This is a genomic window from Streptomyces sp. 4N124, assembly GCF_052245395.1.
In the GTDB taxonomy this organism is placed as follows: domain Bacteria; phylum Actinomycetota; class Actinomycetes; order Streptomycetales; family Streptomycetaceae; genus Streptomyces.
Genome location: NZ_JBQQBS010000098.1, coordinates 1 through 19,613, shown reverse-complemented (window position 1 = coordinate 19,613; position 19,613 = coordinate 1). Strand labels below are relative to the sequence as shown.

At 69.5% G+C, this 19,613-nt stretch carries 16 protein-coding genes and 2 pseudogenes; 9 read left to right on the top strand and 9 right to left on the bottom strand.

All coding sequences use genetic code 11. The annotated features are described in order from the left end of the window. Positions 1-133 precede the first annotated feature (133 nt). A pseudogene (locus ACTWQO_RS46450) lies at positions 134-1,238 on the top strand (serine hydrolase domain-containing protein). Between the two features lie 71 nt (positions 1,239-1,309). Here the strand turns inward: ACTWQO_RS46450 and ACTWQO_RS46445 are convergent. After that, complete coding sequence (locus ACTWQO_RS46445; RefSeq protein WP_443243444.1) at positions 1,310-2,257, bottom strand: hypothetical protein; 948 nt, start codon at positions 2,255-2,257, stop codon at positions 1,310-1,312. Positions 2,258-2,424: 167 nt separating this feature from the next. Continuing rightward, a complete protein-coding gene (locus tag ACTWQO_RS46440) occupies positions 2,425-3,396 on the bottom strand; it encodes an NAD(P)-dependent alcohol dehydrogenase (protein ID WP_443243443.1) in 972 nt (323 codons plus the stop codon). 669 nt (positions 3,397-4,065) lie between these two features. Between ACTWQO_RS46440 and ACTWQO_RS46435 the strand changes: the two genes are divergently transcribed. Beyond that, positions 4,066-4,503, top strand: coding sequence for a VOC family protein (locus tag ACTWQO_RS46435; protein ID WP_443243442.1), 438 nt, complete (start codon positions 4,066-4,068; stop codon positions 4,501-4,503). Between the two features lie 133 nt (positions 4,504-4,636). Here the strand turns inward: ACTWQO_RS46435 and ACTWQO_RS46430 are convergent, their stop codons facing one another. From ACTWQO_RS46430 to ACTWQO_RS46415, 4 genes are all read right to left on the bottom strand, one after another. Next, a complete protein-coding gene (locus ACTWQO_RS46430) occupies positions 4,637-5,863 on the bottom strand; it encodes an IS110 family transposase (protein WP_443243441.1) in 1,227 nt (408 codons plus the stop codon). A 570-nt stretch (positions 5,864-6,433) separates the two neighbouring features. Next, entirely contained in the window at positions 6,434-7,573 is a 1,140-nt protein-coding gene (locus ACTWQO_RS46425) for an IS110 family transposase (RefSeq protein WP_443243440.1), read from the bottom strand. A 393-nt stretch (positions 7,574-7,966) separates the two neighbouring features. Beyond that, on the bottom strand, positions 7,967-9,463 hold the full coding sequence (locus ACTWQO_RS46420; protein WP_443243439.1) for a sensor histidine kinase: 1,497 nt from the start codon (positions 9,461-9,463) through the stop codon (positions 7,967-7,969). Next, the gene (locus tag ACTWQO_RS46415; protein ID WP_443243438.1) at positions 9,450-10,130 is read right to left on the bottom strand and encodes a response regulator transcription factor; all 681 of its coding nucleotides are present in this window, start codon (positions 10,128-10,130) and stop codon (positions 9,450-9,452) included. The genes ACTWQO_RS46420 and ACTWQO_RS46415 overlap by 14 nt, the downstream gene beginning before the upstream one ends. A gap of 239 nt (positions 10,131-10,369) precedes the next feature. On the opposite strand from ACTWQO_RS46415, the gene ACTWQO_RS46410 reads away from it, so the two are divergent. Further along, a complete protein-coding gene (locus ACTWQO_RS46410) occupies positions 10,370-11,779 on the top strand; it encodes a glycosyltransferase family 39 protein (protein ID WP_443243437.1) in 1,410 nt (469 codons plus the stop codon). Positions 11,780-11,908: 129 nt separating this feature from the next. Here ACTWQO_RS46410 and ribA read toward each other — a convergent pair. Then, a pseudogene (gene ribA, locus ACTWQO_RS46405) lies at positions 11,909-12,263 on the bottom strand (GTP cyclohydrolase II RibA); the annotation flags it as partial. Between the two features lie 23 nt (positions 12,264-12,286). On the opposite strand from ribA, the gene ACTWQO_RS46400 reads away from it, so the two are divergent. Continuing rightward, entirely contained in the window at positions 12,287-12,781 is a 495-nt protein-coding gene (locus ACTWQO_RS46400) for a MarR family winged helix-turn-helix transcriptional regulator (RefSeq protein WP_443243445.1), read from the top strand. 224 nt (positions 12,782-13,005) lie between these two features. On the opposite strand, the gene ACTWQO_RS46395 is transcribed toward ACTWQO_RS46400, so the two are convergent. After that, positions 13,006-13,428, bottom strand: coding sequence for a DUF6069 family protein (locus ACTWQO_RS46395; protein ID WP_443243436.1), 423 nt, complete (start codon positions 13,426-13,428; stop codon positions 13,006-13,008). 30 nt (positions 13,429-13,458) lie between these two features. After that, positions 13,459-14,325, bottom strand: a complete 867-nt coding sequence (gene lgt / locus ACTWQO_RS46390; protein ID WP_443243435.1) for a prolipoprotein diacylglyceryl transferase — start codon at positions 14,323-14,325, stop codon at positions 13,459-13,461. A gap of 179 nt (positions 14,326-14,504) precedes the next feature. Here lgt and ACTWQO_RS46385 point away from each other — a divergent pair, with 179 nt between their 5' ends. From ACTWQO_RS46385 to ACTWQO_RS46365, 5 genes are all read left to right on the top strand, one after another. Further along, positions 14,505-15,737, top strand: a complete 1,233-nt coding sequence (locus ACTWQO_RS46385; RefSeq protein WP_443243434.1) for a sensor histidine kinase — start codon at positions 14,505-14,507, stop codon at positions 15,735-15,737. Further along, the gene (locus tag ACTWQO_RS46380) at positions 15,734-16,381 is read left to right on the top strand and encodes a response regulator (RefSeq protein WP_443243433.1); all 648 of its coding nucleotides are present in this window, start codon (positions 15,734-15,736) and stop codon (positions 16,379-16,381) included. The genes ACTWQO_RS46385 and ACTWQO_RS46380 overlap by 4 nt, the downstream gene beginning before the upstream one ends. Before the next feature lie 301 nt (positions 16,382-16,682). Next, entirely contained in the window at positions 16,683-17,621 is a 939-nt protein-coding gene (locus tag ACTWQO_RS46375; protein WP_443243432.1) for an ABC transporter ATP-binding protein, read from the top strand. After that, the gene (locus ACTWQO_RS46370; protein ID WP_443243431.1) at positions 17,618-18,454 is read left to right on the top strand and encodes an ABC transporter permease; all 837 of its coding nucleotides are present in this window, start codon (positions 17,618-17,620) and stop codon (positions 18,452-18,454) included. The genes ACTWQO_RS46375 and ACTWQO_RS46370 overlap by 4 nt, the downstream gene beginning before the upstream one ends. Positions 18,455-18,590: 136 nt before the next feature. After that, positions 18,591-19,613 (top strand): sensor histidine kinase (locus tag ACTWQO_RS46365; RefSeq protein WP_443243430.1); only part of this gene is annotated, 1,023 nt, incomplete at its 3' end.

Genomic DNA, 19,613 nt, shown 5'->3' with positions numbered 1-19,613 from the left:
CGAACCGCTCATGCAGAGCGGCCAGTTCACCCGCCCACAGCCTGACATCAGCAAGGTCCCCACCCATAACCACACCAACGAACGACCTGGCCAGCAGTCACGACAACCACCGTTGCAGTACTAGGTTCCGCGTATGGCCGAGATCCAGGGTTCCTACGATGATCTGTTCACCGCGGTGCCCGGCGCGCTGGCCGCGTTGCTGGACGCTGGAGATGTGGGCGCTTCGGTGGCGGTCTTCGTGGACGGCGAGCCGGTGGTGGATGTCTGGGGCGGATTCGCCGACGCGGACCGCACGATCCCGTGGCAGCGCGACACCATCGCAGGCGTATGGTCCGTCACCAAGACGATGACGGCGCTGTGCGCCCTCATCCTGGCTGACCGCGGTGAACTCGACCTGGACGTGCCGGTGGCTCGGTACTGGCCGGAGTTCGCCGCGGCGGGCAAGGACGGGGTGCTGGTGCGGCACCTGCTTGCGCACACTGCGGGCCTGCCCAACTGGGACGGGCCGGTCGAGGAGCTCTACGACTGGCCGTCCGCCACTGCGCGGCTCGCCGCGCAGGCTCCGCAGTGGGAGCCGGGCACCGCGGCCGGATACCACTCGCTGACCCAGGGATTCCTCGTGGGCGAGGTGGTGCGCCGGATCACGGGCCGCAGCGTGGGCGAGTTCCTCGCCGACGAGGTGGCCGGGCCGCTGGGCGCGGACTTCAGCATCGGGCTGGCTGCCGAGCACGACCACCGGGTCGCGCTCTCGGTCCCGCCGCCGTCGCGGGACGAGGACTACCTGGCGAGCTCGCCCGGCAAAACCGCAGCCCCCGCCGCCGGGACCGGGATCCGGGTCCGTGACGGGAACAGCGTCGCCTGGCGCCGCGCGCAGATCCCCGCGGCGAGTGGATTCGGCAATGCCCGCTCGGTCGCTCTCGTGCAGTCGGTGATGGCGTGCGGGAACGGTGCGTGGTGTGCGGCTGCTGTCGCAGGCGGGCTGCGACCGTGCGTGGGAGGAGCAGTTCCGTGGCGAGGACCGCATCCTGGGCATCTCGATGCGCTACGGCCTGGGCTACGGCCTGTTCGGCAGCACCTACGGATGGGGCGGCTGGGGCGGCTCGATGGTCATGATCGAGCCCGACGCCCGCATGGTGGTGGCGTACGTGACGAATCAGATGCGCGAGCCCGGGGATGACAACCGGGGACTCGAGGTCGTGATGGCCGCCTACGACGGGATCAAGGCTCTGCGCGTCTGACCGCCCGCCGGGCGTGCGTCAGGCTCCTGTGACGGCCGCCGAGCGGGCGATCGCGAGCAGTCGTGGATCCGTCACGAGCGAGGCCGGATGGTCGATGGTGCCAGGGGCGATCCGCTCTCAGGCTGTGAGGCGGAGCATGGCGGCCGCGTGCTGGGACGTGACCGGTAGTGAACGGCTGCGGCAGCGATGTGGGTCCAGCCTGCTTGGCGCATGAGTCCGATGGCGAGGTTGCGCAGGGTGGCCATGGCGCGGGGTGCGGTACCGGTGCGTATGCGTGAGGCGTCCTCGCCGCAGGCGACGTCTCGGATGTGGTGCAGGGCCTCAACTGACGAGTGATTCTGTATGAGTTCGGCGAGTTGCACCGGGTCGCCCTGCTCGGGGGCGAGGCCGGTGATCGCGTAGACGGTCTTCGTCTCGGTCTTGCCGGTCTTGCGGTGGGTGCGGCGGCGTTTGATGCAGACCTTCAGGCGGCGGACCTCGCGGCGGCCGTGCCCGGCCCCGGTGGTGCGGGTCTGCAGGGGGATCTGGTGCCAGGGCAGGTGCCGCAGCTGGTTGCGCAGCCTCTTCTGGTTGCCCTTCACGACCAGTAGGTAGCGGCCTCCGGCGGTGACGACAAGGCCGCGCAGGTCGACGCGGTCAGGCAGTGCGGGCGAAGGCGGGATTTCGTTGCTCTTCGCGGCGATCTGGCGATGGGCGATCACGGTCTGGCAGGTGTGAAGGGCGGCGGGGAGCAGATGGACGGCGGTGTCGTCGGTGCGGGAGCCTCGCACGGTCTTGCCGTCGACAGCCAGGCTGATCAGTGTGCCGCTGCCTTCGTTGACGTGGTCGGCGGCGAAGTGGGCGATGGCGGCCAGGGACGTGGCTCCGCCGGGGACGGCGGCCGTGCACGGCGCGAGCAGGGAGCCCAGGAGGTAGCGGCGGCCCCGGACTCGGCGTGGATCGGGTAACCGGCCCAGAACGAGGACGGCAGGCGAACGCGACCCCTGTTCGTGATCAAAGGCTTCGACAACCTTGATCATCAGGGGTCGCGTCTCTGGTTGCCGCACCGGGGAACCACCCGCGGCGGAGCGTGCGTGGGCGACTGGAATCGCGTACTGGCCTCACGAGAACGATCCACACCATGCGCCACGCACAGCAGCTGGCCGACCGCAACCAGAGGAATTGCACGGCCACTCACCGTGGCCACTCAGATGGTCACGACGAGCTTGCCCTTGGGGTGCCCCTGCTTCAGATGGCGGATGGCCGCAGGTGCCTCGGAGAGGGGGTATGAGCGGTCGATGGCCGGGGTGATCTGGCCCTTCTCGGCGAGGTCCTTCAGGCTCAGGAGGTCCTCCTGGCGGCTGAGGGAGATGAGGTTGCGGAGGTTCTGGGCGATGAAGGGCGAGAGCAGGACGGCACGGAGACCACGGCTCATGCCGCCGAAGAAGCCGCTTCCTCCCTCGCCGCCGACGATGACGAGGGTGCCGCGCGGCGTGAGGGCTCGGCGGAGTACGGGCAACGGCCGAAGCCCCGCGTTGTCGACGATGACGTCGTAGCGGTGCGGGTTGTTGTCGGTGATGTCCTCGCGCGTGTAGTCGATGACGTGGGTGGCGCCGAGGGACCGGACGAGATCCGCGCCGGCGGGGCCGCAGACGCCGGTGACCTCGGCGCCGTACATCGTGGCGAGCTGGACCGCGTATGTTCCGACGCCGCCGGACGCGCCGATGACGAGGACCCGCTGGCCGGGCTGGGGGCGGGACTTGTCGCTGAGGGCCTGGAGGGCGGTCATGCCGGAGACGGGGAGGGCGGCGGCCTGCTCGAACGTGAGGGTAGCGGGCTTGAGTGCGATCTTGTCGGCCTTGGCCCGCGCGTACTCCGCGAACGAGCCCTCGAAGTTGCCGAACACCTCGTCCCCCGGCTTGAATCCGGTCACCTTGGCCCCGACCGCCTCGACCCGCCCGGCCCCGTCCCAGCCACGTACGGGATTCTTGGGCTTACGAAGTCCGAGTGCGGCCCGGGCCACGTACGGCCGCCCGGTCATCAGGTGCCACACCTCGGGCCCCACGCCCGCGGCACGCATCTCGACGAGCACCTCGTCGTCGCGGGGTACGGGCCGCTCGATGTCACGCAGTTCCAGCAGGTCCTCCGACCCGTACGCATCCTGAACGATCGCCTTCATGACGTGGCCCCCCTTTTTTTCGGCCCCCGACACCGAATGTCCCGGTTGCGCTGAGCGCCTTGGGCGAGTGTGTTCCGAGCATCCCGGCGGCTCGAACGCCTGACCAGATCCCTGAGTACGATCTTGGGGCCGAGCACGATGAGTTTCGCTACGGCGGACGCCCTACTGCCTGATTGCCCCCGCGCCACGGGACGGCGCGTACGCAGCCCACCGCGATGACAGCCGATCCACACCGTCCGCTGCCGCCGCGGCTCAACATGCTGCGGGGGAGAATGCGGTCATGACGATGTGCAAGAAGTGCGGTGCGCGAAAACGCCGTTGGCCCCGTTCCTGCTCTGCGTGCGGTTCGGGGTCAGGGCGGGGGGCCGCGGCCGAAGGCGCCGCCGACGTGGCCGTGCCAGCAGGACTGTTCGAGTGGATCTGGCGGGGAGCGACGGCAGTTTTCCGGCTGGTGCTGCGTCTTTTCAACTGATTGCCACAACGTCATGTGCCGGATCTCAAGGCGCCTGGACTCAGCTGAGACAGGCCAGGTGTCCTGTGCCATCGGAGGCTGAGAGCGCGCCAACGATTCCTAATGCCGTTTGTCAAGCCGCGGCGCACGCTTGAGGCAGCGGGCAGGAGGTGTCGGAGGAGCGCAGTACAGTCCGTTCATCCGACTGGGGAGGGCTCGTGGGGACCAAGTGGAGCTTGACGATCGACTGCGCGTACCCGGGGAAGCTGGCCGCGTTCTGGGCGCTGGCGTTGGGCTACGAGGAGAAGCCCGCGCCCGCAGGGTTCGGGAGCTGGGAGGAGTGGTTCTCGCATCATGAGGTTCCGGAGGACGAGTGGGATGACGGGGCGTACCTCTCAGATCCGGACAGCGTGGGTCCCACCTTGTCCTTCCTGAAGGTGCCGGAGCCGAAGGTGGCGAAGAACCGGCTGCATATCGACGTGCAAGTTGGTGGCGGCCGTGAAACCCCGTGGGAGGTGCGCTGGCCGCGCGTGGTCGAGGCGGTGGAGCGGTTGACCGCTGCGGGCGCGACCGTGGTCCGTGAGGACGAGTTGCAGGGCAGGCCGGATCACGTGGTGATGGCAGACCCGGAAGGTAACGAGTTTTGTCTGGTCTGACGGGGTCGTCAGACCACCTGGCCGCGCGCAGCGTGTCGCGTCCCTTCCTATGCGGCAGCCCCTGCCGGCGGAGCGGGCTCGTAGCGCCGTCCGTCTCGCAGGAGGGCCCAGAGACACCTCACGGAGCTAATTGTCAAGCGGCTTCGAGAAGTCGTGTGGGGAAGGCGAGGTTCTCGTCGAACAGGATGTGCTTCTGGAGGCAGTGGTAGAGCTGGCCGATCATCTTGTTGAAGAGGTTTCTCTGAGCGGCGGCGTGCCAGTCCCCGGCCTCGCGGCGGCGGTCGTAGTGGGCCTTTGCGCCCGGTGATTGGGTCAGTGAGGCGAAGGCCCACAGATAGCCGGCGTGGTTGAGCCGGTCGTTCTTCACCCAGCGTCTGGTGATGCTGGACTTCTTGCCGGACGCCCTGGTGATGGGGGACGCACCGGCGTAGGCCTTCAATCCGCGGGCAGTTGCGAAGCGGGCGTGGTCGTCCCCGATCTCAGCGAGGATCCGGGCGCCGAGCTGGGTGCCGAGCCCGGGGAGGCTCAGGATAATCTCGGCGTCCGGATGCTGAGAAAAAGCCCCTTCCACCGCCTCGGCCAGCTGGTCAGCGGCCGTGCAGGCGGCGTCGAGCTGCCGTAGCAGAGCGAGCAGTTGCTTGCCGAGCGCGTCCTCGACCAGCGGCGGCTGGTGCGCGTATTCGGCCCGCAGGACCTCGCGGATGCGCTCGGCGTCGGCATCGATCCGGCGCTGACGGCCGGCGCGCTTGAGCGCCGAGCGTAGTTGCGCGAGCGACAGCCGGGCCGCCCGCGAGGGCGTGGGGGCGAGTTCCAACAGGATGCGGGTCTCGGGGCGGCAGAGCCCGTTCTGCCAGTGCAGGTAGGCGTCGAGGGCGGCGGGGAAGCACTCGCGTAGGAGCGAGCGGAGCTGGTTGGCGAGCTGCTGCCGGTTCCAAACGGCGTCCTGCTGGGCGCGGGCGAGGACGGCGATGGCGCGGGCGAGATCGCTGTCCTGGGGCAATGGCCGGTGGGCGTGCATATCGGTGCGGAGGATGTTCGCCAGGACGAGGGCGTCGCCGGGGTCGGACTTCTTCCGTGTGACCGCATGGCGGTCGCGGTAGCGTGCGGCGGCCATCGGATTGATGGCGTAGACCTGGCGCTTCCCGGTCCGCAGCACGGCGACGAGCAGGCCGCGGGAGGTCTCAATGGAGACCGGGATCGGGTTGTCCGCGGTGTCGCCGTGCTCGGCGAGCAGGTCCAGCAGGATCTTGTAGCCGGCCGCGTCGTCGGTGATGTGGCGTTTGGCCAAGAGCGTGCCGTCGTCGTCGACCAGGGCGACGTCGTGCGTCTTCTCGGCCCAGTCGATGCCGCAGTAGATCAACTTTCCCTCCCCGAAGTGCGGGTATTTGCGCTGGTCACGAGCGCATGCGGGGCCACGCAGCGACCTAATTCCAGGCCTCGATCAAGGAACGGGCCGACACCTCACAAGCCGTTCGTGGCACCAGCTCACCGCACGGGCCCCGGTCTGTTCCCAGAGCTCAGACGGCTCGGGGAATGCAAGAGATCACCGTGCGACGGGCTCGCACCACCAACTCCAACGAGCGATCAAGCAAACGGTGTTGACGCCGCTGGTGGTCGTGAAGGCGCCGAATGCCGCCGATCTTGGCGGAGACATCATGGCCGGGCTGAAAATAGGCGTGCGCCCGGAGCCCACACAACCGCCAGCAGCGTCAGCGCTGGATGGGCGGCGGCCACGAGAGCACCGGATGGCACCGCTCTCTGGGAAGGCATCTTGGCCGTGACGTTGAGAGGTATCCACCGGAGCTCAGGAGACCACCACCCGCCAGCTGGGTTGCGCAGCCGTGCTCGTCGCAGACCTGCTCGGCCCGGTGGAGTGCAGGCGTCACAACCCGTTCGAACAACCTCACCGACGCGCGGGCCGGTGAGCCCCTTACAGGGGAATTAGGACGTTGACGCGGCGGCGGGCGAGGGCGAGGACGGCCTGGGTATGGCGCTTGCCTTCGGCACGTTTGCGATCGTAGAACCGGCGCGACTCGTCGCAGTGCCGAATGCTCAACAACGCCGAGGTGTAGAGGACGCGTTGGAGGCGGCGGTTGTATCGCTGCGGACGGCGCAGGTTCCCGCTCAGCTTCCCGGAATCGCGGGGCACCGGGGCGACACCGCCGAAGCCGGCGAGGCGGTCGGCGGTGCCGAATGCCGTCATGTCCCCACCGGTGGCAGCCAGGAACTCGGCGCCGAGGATGACGCCCAGGCCGGGCATGCTGGTGATCACCTCGAAGGTGCGGTGGTCACGAAACCGGGCCTCGATGGCCTTGTCGAGCTCGGCGACCTGCTGGTTGAGGCTCATCACCTCCTTCGCCAGGGTGTGCACCAACGTGGCGGCCAGCTTCTCGCCGGGCAGGCTCGTGTGTTGCCGTTCGGCGGCCTGGACAGCGGTTTCGGCGAGCCGGTCGGGGCGGACGACGTGGCGGTTGCGCAGCCAGGTCTCCAGCCGCTTGACGCCGATCCGGCGGACGGCCGCAGGGGTCTGATAGCCGGTGATCAAGGTGAGAGGGCCGGTATTGGTGAGGTCCAAGGCCTGCTCCAGGCCGGGGAAGATGCCGGTGAGTTGGGCACGGAGACGGTTGACGGTGCGGGTGCGGTCGGCGACCAGGTCCATGCGACGGCCGGTGAGGATCTTGAGATCGATGACGGTGTCGTCGCCGGTGCGTAAGGGGTGCAGGTCCCGGCGGACGCGGACCTGGTCTGCGATGACGGCGGCGTCCTTGGCGTCGGTCTTGCCCTCGCCGCGGTAGCTCTCGGAGGCGCGGTGAATGGCCCGGCCGGAGATGTAGTGGAGCGGCTGGTCGTGGTTGACCAGGAGCGCGATGGCCAGGGAGGCCCCGCCGTCGGCCAGGTCGATACCCCAGGTCACTTCGTCCCCCAGGGCCTGGACATCGGCGAGGAGTTCGAGCAGTTCGGGTTCGTCGTTGGCGACGCGTCGCGACAGCAGCCGGCGGCCGCTCTCGTCGATCGCGACGCAGTGATGGTGGGCTTTGCCTGCGTCGATGCCGGCCCAGATCGCGGCCATGTGGTGCCTCCGTGCGGTGTGGTGCTGATGCCTCCCGACGGACGACCTCGCTGTCGATTCCCTACGGAGCGATCATTCGCAATTCCTAATTGGCAGCCGAGTCGTCGTGGGGCATCGGGCGGCCAATCGATGGAAGCCACAGACGGCAGAACCTTGAAAGCCACACCCGGCGCCCCTGGGTGGGTGAACCATACGAAGGGCTCACCACGTCCCGCAGGACAACGTAGGGAACCTTGAGAGAGTTGTGTTCGTCTTGAACGTGCAGGTCACGAAGGTGGCATGGGTGGATGAGGTCATGCTCGTGCCGGTCGGCGGCTGTCTGTGGTGACGATCGTCGGTTAGCGGGCGAAGTGGATGTGTGACGGTTCCGAAGGGCTGCCGCGGTGAAGCGCCTCATGTCTCGGCCGGGGCGGGGGCTCGGGGAAGGCGGAGCTGGAAGCATGCTCCGAGGGTCCGGGGGGTGAGGGTGAGGGTGCCTCGGTGGCGGTGGGCCAGGTCGCGGGCGATGGCGAGGCCCAGGCCGGTGCCGCCGTGGTCGCGGGAGCGGGCGTCGTCGAGCCGGACGAAGCGTTCGAAGATGCGCTCGGCGTCCTCGGTGGGCACGCCCGGTCCGTCGTCGTGCACCGTGAGGACGACCCAGTCGTCCTGGTTCCGGACGGTGATCTGGATGCGGTGTGCGGCATGGCGGACGGCGTTGTCGATGAGGTTGCGCAGCAGGCGTTCGTATTCGTCGGGGTTTCCGTGTGCGTGTGCGGGGGCGGTGCTGTCGCAGGTGAGGGTCAACGGCCGTTCGGTGAGGGGGTATTGCTCGGTCAGCCGGGAGGCGAGGGCTGTCAGGTCGACGGTTTCGGGGCCGGCTGTGGGGGTGCGGGTGTCGAGGCGGGCGAGGAGCAACAGGTCTTCGGCGAGGGCCTGGAGGCGGCGGGTCTGTCGTGCGGCGGTGGTGGCCGTGGCGGGCCAGTCGGTGCGTTCCGGGTAGGCGAGCGCGACTTCCAGGCTGGTCAGCAGGGTGGTGAGGGGGCTGCGCAGTTCGTGGGCGGCGTCCGCGACGAAGCGGCGCTGCTGGGCGGCGGCGTCGTCAAGGCGTTGGAGGGTGGTGTTGATGGTGGTGGCCAGGGCGGTGATCTCGTGTCCCGTGGCAGGGACGGTGACGCGTTGGCGCGGGTCGCTCGGGGTGACCGAGGCGGTGAGGACGCGGATGGCTTCGACCGGGCGCAGCGCGATGCGGACGGTGAAGTAGGCGATGGCGGCGATCAGTACGAGGCCGACGAGACCGGCCCGTAGCAGCAGGTCGTCGGTGGTGGCGGCGATCTCCTCGGCTGTGTCCGGGAGCACCACCACATAGGCCCGCAGCGTGGCGTCGGCGGTGACGCCCAGGGCGGCGGCCTTGTCCTTGCCCAGTTCACCGGCCCAGATGTCGTTGTACAAGACCAAGTAGGTCTTGCCGGCCAAGTCGTATCCGTACTCGGAGTTGTGGTCGCGGCGCTCCGGTATGCGGAGGGGCCGCATCGTATAGCCCCCACCGTCATCGTCATCCCCTGTCGGGGCGGAGAGCGCGGGTGGGGTGGGCAGCACATGGCGGGCGCGGGGATCGAAGTCCTGCATGGCTCCGCCGGACGCGACAGGGGTGCGTCGGCCGGTCGCGACGACCTCGTACGGCGCGGCGCTTCTGGGACCGGGAACCGAGCCATCCCTCAGCTGATCAACGAGAGCGGCGAGATTCCGCTCGGCACGTTCTTCGGCGATGGCCATGCTCTCGCGGTAGACCTCCTGGTGCACCCACCAGCCGATGCCGACCAGCACGACGGCGGCGGCCAGGGCGGCGGCCAGGGCCGTGCGGGCTCGTACCGAACGGGGCCACCAGCGGCGTCGCGGCTCAGTCGCGTTCACGGTCGTCCACCAGCCGGTAGCCGGTACCCCGTACGGTCTGCAGGGACTGCCGGTCGAACGCGGCGTCCACCTTCTTGCGCAATGCGCTGACGCGCGCCTCCACCAGGTTGGGATCCAGGGCTTCATCGGGCCACGCGTGATAGAGCAGATCCGATTTGGAGACCGCCTGGCCCGCCCGGCGGGCCAGCAGCTCCAGCACGGCGAACTCCCGGGGTGTGAGTTCCACCCGGGTCCCGGCCCGGCGGCAGACCCGGCCGGCGACATCCAACGAGAGGTCGCCCACGGCAAGGACGGGCGGGGCGACCGCAGCGGCTCGTCTGACCAGGGCCCGCAGGCGAGCGACGAGCACCAAGTAGGAGAAGGGTTTGGCCAGGTAGTCGTCGGCCCCCGTGTCCAGGGCCTCTGCCTGATCCCAGTCCCCGTCCTTGGCGGTGAGTACCAGGATGGGGGTCGCGTTGCCCTCCCGGCGCAGCTGGGCGCAGACCTTGTAGCCGTTGAGTCCGGGCAGCATCAAGTCCAGGACGACAAGGGCGTATTCGCCGGTCCGGGCCATCCACAGTCCCTGCCGGCCGTCATGGGCGAGGTCGACGCTGTAGCCCTCGGCGGTCAGACCGGTGTGCAGGGTGTGGGCCAGGTCCACCTCGTCTTCGACCACCAGGATGCGCATGTGGTGCAGCCTCGCACAGGGTCGGCCCGCCTTCCTGATCGGCCGGTCAGGTTGGATCAGCATCCGGTCAACGAGGTCCCGGCACGCTGGCGGAGTTTCTTCGCCACTGCTGAAAGGCCCTGTCGCCGATGTCCCTTGATGAACGTGTCCCCGCCGCGGCCACGACGGTTGCCCCTCCCGTCCCCGTCCCTCGGCAATCACCGAGCCCGGCCAAAGCCGTTGTCGTCATCGCGCCCTTGATGCTGACCATCGCTCTGGGGCTCTGGGGTATCCGCAGGCAGAACACGATGTGGGGGGACGAGTCCGTCACCTATCAGCTCGCGCACCGCGATCTTTCGCAGATATGGCTCACCGCCCAGCATGTTGATCTGGTCCATGCCCTCTACTACGCCGTGATGCATGAGATCTTCGGTCTCTTCGGCGGAGGGCTGCTGACGTTGCGGCTGCCGTCTGTGGTGGCAATGTCCTTGGCAGCGGCCGGAGTCGGGCTTCTGGGGTTCCGCCTGGCGGGACCCCGTGTCGGGCTGCTGGCCGGGCTGGTGTTTCCGCTCCTTCCTCAGGTGCAGAAGTACGCGCAGGAAGGCCGCTCGTACGCCATGGTCTGTGCCCTGGTCACCTGGGCCACCTATGCGCTCGTGGTCAGCGTCCCGCATCGCGATCGGTGGCGGTGGGTGGTCTATGGCTCCACCATGCTGCTGGCCTGCCTGCTCCATGAGTTCGCGGTCCTCGCCCTGGTTGCACACGGCGTCACACTGGTCGTCTCCCGTGTTCCACGACCGGTGCTGAGGGCGTGGAGTGTGGCTGCCGCGGGCGTTGTGGTCGGGCTGTTGCCGCTGGCGATCTTCAGTGCGGGGCAGTCGGAGCAGGTGTCCTGGATCGGCGGACCGGTGCGGCCTGGCTATTTCCTGGTGGTGGCGGTCATGGGCGTGGTGTGTGCCCTGGCACCCCTGAGGGTGAGGGGGCCCGTGCGGCTTTCCGTGCTGGCTGTGCCGATTCTTGTGCTTCCGGGCCTTCTGCTGCTGATCGCCTCACTGGTCAAGCCCCTTTTCGTCGACCGGTATGTGCTCTTCAGCAATATCGGAATCGCCTTGCTGCTGGGCGCCTTGATTGATTACTTCCATCGTCGGCAGCGCTCTTCCCGCATCACGTGGATCGCGGCGGTTGCCGTACTGGCCGCGCTCGTCCCGCCGAGCCTGTCGCTGAGGACGCCCCAGAGCCGGAGCAATGACGTCACCGCACTCGGCGCCGCCGTACGCAAGGAAGGCCGTCCGGGCGACGGGCTGCTCTATCTCTCCGGCCAGGCCCGAATGTTGACCGGGGCCAACCCCGAGGACAGCCGTTTCCTGACGGATCTCGCCCTGGCACAGGACGCCGTTTCGTCGAGCACACTTGCAGGTGTCGAGCTTCCCGCCGCGGATATTGCGGCACGCATGCTTGAATTCGACCGGATCGTCGCGGTCCGCGCGGTGGGCGTCCACTCGCCGACCAACCCGCAGGAGGAAGCGAAAACAAGCACCCTGCGGCGCCACTTCCGCGAGTACGGAACAACCCATGTCAACGGGGCCCGAGTCACCGTCTATGTCCGAGACCAGGACCCGTCTCCGAACGCCGGTCCTGGATCCAACAGTCCGGGAGCGAACGTGAGGTGACCGCGACCTGGCGCAGGCCCGACCGGCACCACGGCCGTCCCGCTTCTCCGCCGCTGCCCAACTCGGCGCGGAGCAGCGCAGGTTGCTGGGCGTGGTGTGCACGCCGGTGGGGACGGTCCGGGGGATCGAGATGCCGAGGGCGGTGTTGGCCTCGTAGGTGTCCAGGCCGGCGTCCTGCAGAGCGTAGGGCGTCCAGCTTGTTGTCGAGGCCGATGCCGCGGCCCTCCTGGCGCAGGTGGAGCAGGACGCCTCCGGTGGTGGCGATGCGTTCGGTGGCCTCGCGCAGTTGGGGGCCGCAGTCGCAGCGGGCGGAACCGAAGACGTCACTGGTGAGGCATTCGGAGTGCAGACGCACCAGCGGGGTGGCAGCGGTGGTGGCCGGGTCTCCCAGGATCAGGGCGACATGCTCGGCGCCGTCGGCCAGGCCGTTGAACGTGATCACCTCGGCGGTCACCTGGTAACCGTCCGAGAAGCTCAGCGGAATGCGGACCCGGGTGCGGACGGTGGCTGCGGCGGTACGGCGAGGAGAAGCGAGCCTGGACGGCCTTCACCACCGCTCACGCGCTGCTGTACCGGCAGCTGGAGCAGCGCCTTGAGCGTGATTTCGGCCTGTCCGGCCTGCAGTACGAGATCCTCGCCCGGCTCAGCGGGACACCGGACCGGGAGATGAGGATGGCCGAACTGGCCGGCGCCCTGGTCAACTCCAAGAGCGGGCTGACCTATCAGGTCGGGCAGATGGAGAAGGTCGGGCTGGTGCGTCGGCGCTCCTGTCCCAGCGATGATCGTGCCGTATTCGCCGTACTCACCGACGAGGGCATGGCCCTGCTGGAGCGGGCGGCACCAGGTCATGTGGAGATGGTGCGAGAACTGCTCATCGATGTGCTCACGCCCGACCAGGTGCGGGCGCTCGCCGACGGCCTCGGCGAAGCCAGCCGCCGCATGGCCGCAGGGCCCGGCGAAACTCGCGCCGCGGCGGCGGACGCGGCCCGCGTCCGCCGCTGATCAGCAGATGGTGGCGAGACGGGACGGCACGTCGGCGGAGGAGCAGGCGCCAGGTCCCAAGCCGCGAGACGCCATGGAGTCGGCGCTCATCTGGCTTCCCATGGCCACCGGTTCCAGCAGCCGGTGGCGACACTGGTGACCTGATGGTGCGCGACATCGGACGCGATGCCCCGCTACGGAGCCGGTGCCGCTGAGTCGCATCGGTGGTCGGATTGGCGCCGCAGTCATCGCACCGAGCCCACGGGCATGACCCTGCGGTACACCTGCACCGCAATCACCGCAACCACGACGTGCATTGCGAGCAGCCCCACCACACCGGTCACCTCGCCCTCGCCGAACAGGAAGAAGTCCGGAACGCAGGACACCACGACGACCGACGCGACGAGCCGACGGAGCAGCCGTTCGGGATCGGGGGAAAACCTGCGGACGACGGCCCATCCGCCGGCTCCCGCAAGCACTCCCAGCGCGGTCAGAAAGACGTACGACGAGGGCTCCAACGGGTCGAAGTCCTCAGGCGCGCCCAGCGCGTGCGCCAGCACCGCGATCAACGCGTTCGCCAAGGAGGACACCAGGAAGGCGACGAACACGCCTCCCGCCACCACGAGCGGACCTCGACGTGAAGCGAGCGTCTCGGAGGCAGGGGACATGGCAACTCCAGCTTGTGAGAGGGAACATGGTCAGTTCTTGGGGCTACTGGTGGCATCCACTTGCTGAAGGAGACGGCCGACGTCGACGCCCTCACGCCTGTCGGCCGCACGCCGTGTCGCAGCCACGAGGTAGGCGACGGCGGCCGCGAAGACCAGCAGAGCGGTCCAGTCGTTCAGGCGCAGGCCCAGGACGTGGTGGGCCTCGTCCACCCGCAGATACTCGATCCAGAAGCGCCCGACGCAATAGGCGGCGGCGTACAGCGCGAACGCCCGGCCCCGGTCGAGACGGAAGCGGCGGTCCGCCCACACGACCAGGGCGACGACGCCGAGGCACCACAACGACTCGTACAGGAACGCGGGGTGATACGTGGCCAGGTTCGGGGTGGCCTCAGGCCGGTGTGCGGGGTCGATCTCCAGGGCCCAGGGGAGAGTGGTGGCCCGTCCGTAGAGCTCCTGGTTGAACCAGTTGCCCCAGCGGCCGATGGCCTGGCCCAGCGCGATGCCGGGGGCGATGGCGTCGGCGAACGCGGACAGGGCAACGCCCTTGCGGCGGCAGCCGATCCAGGCTCCGACGGCGCCGCCGGCGATGGCGCCCCAGATCCCGATGCCTCCGTCCCAGATGAAAAGGGCCTTGACGGGATCGCCGTCCTCACCGAAGTACAGCTCGCCGGACGTGATCACGTGGTAGAGGCGGGCACCGACCACGCCGAAGGGGACCGCCCACAGGGCGACATCCGCCACGACGGTCTTCTCCCCGCCGCGAGCGGCCCAGCGACGCCCGCCCAGCCACACCCCGGCGGCGATTCCGAGGATCAGCATCAGCGAGTAACCGCGCAGCGGCAGCGGACCCAGGTGGATCTCGCCGATGGACGGGCTGGGAATGAAGGCCAGGGGCACTGGTGGTTCCTCACACGGGGCGGTGGGTCAGCAGGCCGTCGGCCGCGGGGCTGATCGTCGCCGCCCGCGCCCCTCACGCACATCGACCGATCGACGCGCCCTTCATCCACCGATCGGTGGACCCGCCCCCACTGGCCGGCTGATCCGCCCGCTATGCGGCTGCGCCTACGCTGAGGGCCATGGCACGGCAACAGGGGCGGGCGCGCGAGCGGTGGAAGACCATGGGCCAGCACGCCTTCTTCGCCACCGTGCTCGCCCTGTCGATGCCGGGTGCGCTGGCCGGGGCGGACATGACGACCGGCGCGGCGCTGTCGCGGATCGGCCCGGCGGTGGGGCTCGCCCTTTGGTACGCGTACTGGATCGCGCTGCGTGGTGGCGCTGGCGCCGGTCGCCCGCCGCTGCCCTACCTTGTCGGGGCCTTGGCCGGGTGGGCGGTCATGGTCGTGGTGGACCCCGCGTTCCTCCCGGTCGCCGTGGCGGTGCTGAGTCCGTACTGGTTGAGGCGGGCCTGGTGGTCGGCCGGCGGGGTGCTGGTGATGGGTGCCGCCTGGTCGTTGCAGAGCCTCACCACGGACGGCTACGTCGACGTGCGGGCGCTCACGGGCTGCGTGCTCGGCACGGCGGTGGCGGTCACCATCACCTGCTACGTCGCCACCCTCGACCATGAGAGTCACAAGCGGCAGCGGCTCCTGGACGAGCTCACCGCCACCCAGGCGGAACGAGCGGCGGCGGAACGCCAGGCGGGCACCCTGGCCGAACGCCAGCGCCTGGCCCGGGAGGTCCACGACACGCTGACCCAGGGGTTCGCGTCCATCGCCATGCTGCTCGACGCCGCACGCGACGACCTGCCCCCCGACTCTCCTGCGGCCCGCCGCGTCGAGCAGGCCATGCGCACGGCCCGGGACAACCTCGCCGAGAGCCGCCGCCTCGTGCACGCCCTGCGCCCCGCGCCACTGGACCGTACGCACCTGGCGGACGCGGTTCGCGAACTCACCACCCGTCTGACGGAGGAGACCGGCACCGAGGCCTACACGGTCGTGACCGGCCGACCGGTCGCCCTGCCGCCCAGTACCGAGGGCGAATTGCTGCGTGTCGTGCAGGAGGCACTGACCAACGCCCGGCGGCACGCCCGCGCGATGAGCGTCTCGGTCACGCTGTCGTACCTCGGCGATGTCCTGGCGATCGACATCCAGGACGACGGCACCGGTTTCGCGCCCGCTGCCCGGCATGCGGGCGTCGGCCTGACCACCATGCGGGAGCGCATCGCCGCCTTGCACGGCACGTTCGCGGTGGAAAGCGCCCCGGGCGAGGGTACGACCGTCGCCGTCACGGTGCGCCTCCCCGCCGAGCCTCCGTCCCCCGAACCCTCAGCCGCCGTGTCGGGCACCAAGCGGATGGCCCCGGCGTCATGAGGACTTCGACCGGTCCCACCATCCGGGTCCTCCTCGCCGACGACCACCCCGTGGTCCGCGACGGGCTTGCCGCCATGCTGGCCACCCAGCCCGACCTCACGGTCGTCGGCCAAGCTGTCAACGGTGCCGAGGCACTGCACCAGACCGCCTCGCTCGCACCCGACGTGGTGCTGATGGACCTGCAGATGCCCGGCATGGACGGCACCACCGCGACCGCCGCCATCCGCGCCGCCCACCCCGAAGTCCGGGTACTCGTCCTGACCACCTACGACACGGACGCCGACATCACCGCCGCCATCGACGCCGGCGCGGTCGGCTACCTGCTCAAGGACACCGGACGAAATGAGCTGTGCCAGGCCGTCCGTACCGCCGCCCGGGGAGGTGCGGCACTGTCGCCCACGGTCGCCGCCAAGGTCCTGGCCCACATGCGCGGCGACCGGGGCGACGGCTTGTCCGGCAGGGAACTCGAAGTCCTGGCCGCCGTGGCCCGCGGGCAGAGCAACAAACAGATCGCCCGCGCCCTGCGCCTGTCCGAGGCAACGGTCAAGACCCATCTGCTCCACATCTACGCCAAGCTCGGCGTCGGCGACCGCACCGCCGCCGTCACCGCCGCGCTGGGCCGGGGAATCATCCGCGTGGACTGAACGCCTCGACGGACCGGTTCGGCCGGCCGAAGCAGAAGCCGTCGATCACCCTGCGCTGTGATCGGTGGGCTCGTCGCGGACGACCACCTGCTCATCCGCGTCACCTCACCCGACGCGACCACGCTCACCACCATCCAGGACGTGGTGAGCAGCCATCGGCCGCGACGCGCGGATCGCCCCACGGTCGTGGTGCCGGGTCATGGCGTACTGCGGTCGTGGTACGCGCAGTGCACGCCGTGGGTTGACGCCGGAGCGCGCTTTCCTCCGAGAACCTTGAAGCCTCAAAAATGTGAGGTGGATCGTGATCGAGGTAAACGACCTCAGCAAGAGGTACGGCGACAAACTCGCCGTCGATGAACTGACCTTCTCCGTGCGCCCTGGAGTGGTGACGGGGTTCCTAGGGCCCAACGGTGCGGGCAAGTCGACCACGATGCGGATGATCATGGGCCTTGACCGGCCGTCGTCCGGTACGGCGCGTATCAACGGCCGTCCGTACGAGCAGCACAAGGCCCCGCTCCAGGAGATCGGGGCGTTGCTGGAGGCGAAGTCGATCCACCCCGGGCGCTCGGCATATCAGCACCTGCTGGCTCTGGCGGCGAGCAACGGCATCGGCAAGCGGCGGGTGCTTGAGGTGATCGACATGGTCGGGCTGACGGAGGTGGCCCGCAAGCGGGCGGGCGGGTTCTCGCTGGGCATGGGGCAGCGGCTGGGCATCGCCTCGGCGCTCCTCGGCGACCCCAAGGTCGTGATGCTGGATGAGCCGGTCAACGGCCTTGATCCTGAAGGCGTGTTGTGGATTCGCAATCTGTTGAAGGGCCTCGCGGACCAGGGGCGGACGGTCTTCGTCTCCTCTCACCTGATGAGCGAGATGGCGTTGATCGCCGAGGACCTGATCGTGATCGGACGGGGCCGGCTGCTGTCGGCCGGTCCGCTCGCCGACTTCATCGCCGGGTCCGCCAGCCGCAGCGTACGAGTGCGCTCACCGCAGGCCGCGGACCTGCGTGCCGTGCTGCTGGGCGACGGCGTCACGGTCTCCACCAGCGAGCCCGGCTTGCTGGAGGTGACGGGACTGGAGGCGGCCGAGATCGGTGAACGCGCGGCGGCCGCGGGCCTGGTGCTGCACGAGCTGTTCCGTCAGGAGGCCTCGCTGGAAGAGGCGTTCATGGAACTGACCCACGACTCCGTCGAATACCACGCCACCACCGCGGAGCCCGTCACGACGGGAAGGACGAACCGATGAGCACCACAGACCTCGCCCCGCAGGACACGCACAGGACGGAACGCCCGTCGGCCGACCGTCAACGGGTCACCTTTCCGCGGGTCCTCCACATGGAATGGATCAAGCTGCGGTCGCTTCGCTCGACGACCTTGACGCTGGCGATCACGGTGGCCCTCCTCATCGGCTTCGGGCTGCTGTTCAGCAGCCTGGTCGGCTCGGGAGAGGGCCCCGATCAGGAGGACTTCAGCGACCCGACCTCGATCACTCTGGGCGGAGTGATGCTCGCCGCGCTGGCCACCGCGGTGCTCGGAGTGCTGATGAGCGCCGGCGAGTACGCCACCGGAACCATCCGCGCCACGCTCGCCGCAGTCCCCTCACGCCTGCCGGTGCTGTGGGGCAAGGTGGTCGTCTTCGCCGCGGTGAGCTTCGTGCTCATGCTCATCGCGGCCCTGGGAGCCTTCCTGCTCGGCCAGGCGGTCCTGTCGTCCCGCGACATGGACACCGCCGCGCTGTCCGATCCGGGGGTGTTCCGCGCGGTCGTTGGCGCGGCCGTCTACCTGACCGGCGCTGGGCTGATCGGCCTGGCCGTCGGCGTCCTGCTGCGCAACACCGCCGGGGCGATCACCCTCGTAGTGGGCGCGCTGTTCGTGGTGCCCGGCCTGATCCAGCTGCTGCCCAGCAGCTGGAACGACGCCATCGGCCCGAACCTGCCGTCGAACGCGGCGAACTCGGTCATGTCCGTGCAGACGACCAGTGACTCGCTGTCACCCGGGTCCGGACTGGCGGTGTTCGCCGTGTACATCGTCGTCCTCCTGGCCGGCGCGGCCGTCGTCCTCAAGCGGCGCGATGCCTGAGTCCGATGCCTGAACACAGCGCCGCCGGCACCCCTACCGCCCGCTCGTACCCCTCCGGCGTACGGGCGGGTGGTCCCGTCCGCCGGCACGAGGGGACTCCGTACGAGGCGACCAGGTACGAGGGGACGGTGCGGCCGTGACCGGCCCGGTGCCGTGGCGACGGGTGACCGGCGTCGAGCCACGCCTGCTGGACGCCGCCCTCGCCGCCGTCGTGGGCGCCGGCGGTCTGCTCTACCTGCTGTTCGGACGAGGACCCGACGGCGAAGCACCGTCAGGTGCCGACGCGGTTGCCGCCGGGACCGCCGTCCTCCTGCTGCTGACCCGCCGACGGGCACCGCTGCCCGTCCTGGCGCTGACGGTGCTCGGCGAGACCGCGTTCACCGTCCTCACCTCCCGTCCGTCACCCGTGCTCGCCTTCACCGCGCTGATCGCGGTCTACACCGTGGCCCGCACGGTCCGGCGCCGGACCGCGGTGATCGCCGCCGCCCTCACGGCCACCGCGCTGTACGTCGTCATCGCCTATCCGATGAACTCCGCCTCCGACCCGGAGGGCGGCGCGGTGTTCGCCTGGGTCGCCACGTTCGCCGCTGTCGGCGGCACGGTGCGCACCTGGCGCGACTACACGGCCGCCATGGAGGAGCGGGCGCAACGTGCGGAGGCGAGCAAGGAAGTGGAGGCCCGCCGCCGGGTCGCCGAGGAGCGGCTGCGCATCGCCAGGGAACTCCACGACGTGGTCGCCCACCACATCGCCCTGATCACCATTCAGGCGGGCGTCGCCGGACACTTCCTGCGTGACCGGCCGGACCGGGCCGAGGCGGCGCTCGGCCACATCCGCGAAGGCGGTCGCACGGTGCTGGACGAGCTGGGCTCGCTGCTGCACGTACTACGACAGTCCGGCGACGGGACGGACGAGATGGATGAGGCGCATCCGACGGAACCCGTGCCCGGCCTGTCCCGCCTCGGACGGCTCATCGAATCGCTGACCGCCGCCGGGCTGAGCGTCCGCCACCGGCAGGCCGGCCGACCGCGCCCTCTGCCGACCGCCGTCGACCTGGCCGCCTACCGCGTCATCCAGGAGGCGCTGACCAACGCTCACAAGCACGGCGCCGGCGCCAAGGTCGACCTGCTCGTCGACTACCGGACCGACGCGCTGCACATC

Excerpts from the sequence above, each read along its gene's own strand:
- ACTWQO_RS46425 (WP_443243440.1), bottom strand. The coding sequence starts at position 7,573 with ATGGCCGCGATCTGGGCCGGCATCGACGCAGGCAAAGCCCACCATCAC.
- ACTWQO_RS46385 (WP_443243434.1), top strand. The coding sequence starts at position 14,505 with ATGGCACGGCAACAGGGGCGGGCGCGCGAGCGGTGGAAGACCATGGGC.
- ACTWQO_RS46370 (WP_443243431.1), top strand. The coding sequence starts at position 17,618 with ATGAGCACCACAGACCTCGCCCCGCAGGACACGCACAGGACGGAACGC.
- ACTWQO_RS46445 (WP_443243444.1), bottom strand. The coding sequence starts at position 2,257 with ATGATCAAGGTTGTCGAAGCCTTTGATCACGAACAGGGGTCGCGTTCG.
- ACTWQO_RS46410 (WP_443243437.1), top strand. The coding sequence starts at position 10,370 with ATGCTGACCATCGCTCTGGGGCTCTGGGGTATCCGCAGGCAGAACACG.
- ACTWQO_RS46395 (WP_443243436.1), bottom strand. The coding sequence starts at position 13,428 with ATGTCCCCTGCCTCCGAGACGCTCGCTTCACGTCGAGGTCCGCTCGTG.
- ACTWQO_RS46380 (WP_443243433.1), top strand. The coding sequence starts at position 15,734 with ATGAGGACTTCGACCGGTCCCACCATCCGGGTCCTCCTCGCCGACGAC.
- ACTWQO_RS46440 (WP_443243443.1), bottom strand. The coding sequence starts at position 3,396 with ATGAAGGCGATCGTTCAGGATGCGTACGGGTCGGAGGACCTGCTGGAA.
- ACTWQO_RS46415 (WP_443243438.1), bottom strand. The coding sequence starts at position 10,130 with ATGCGCATCCTGGTGGTCGAAGACGAGGTGGACCTGGCCCACACCCTG.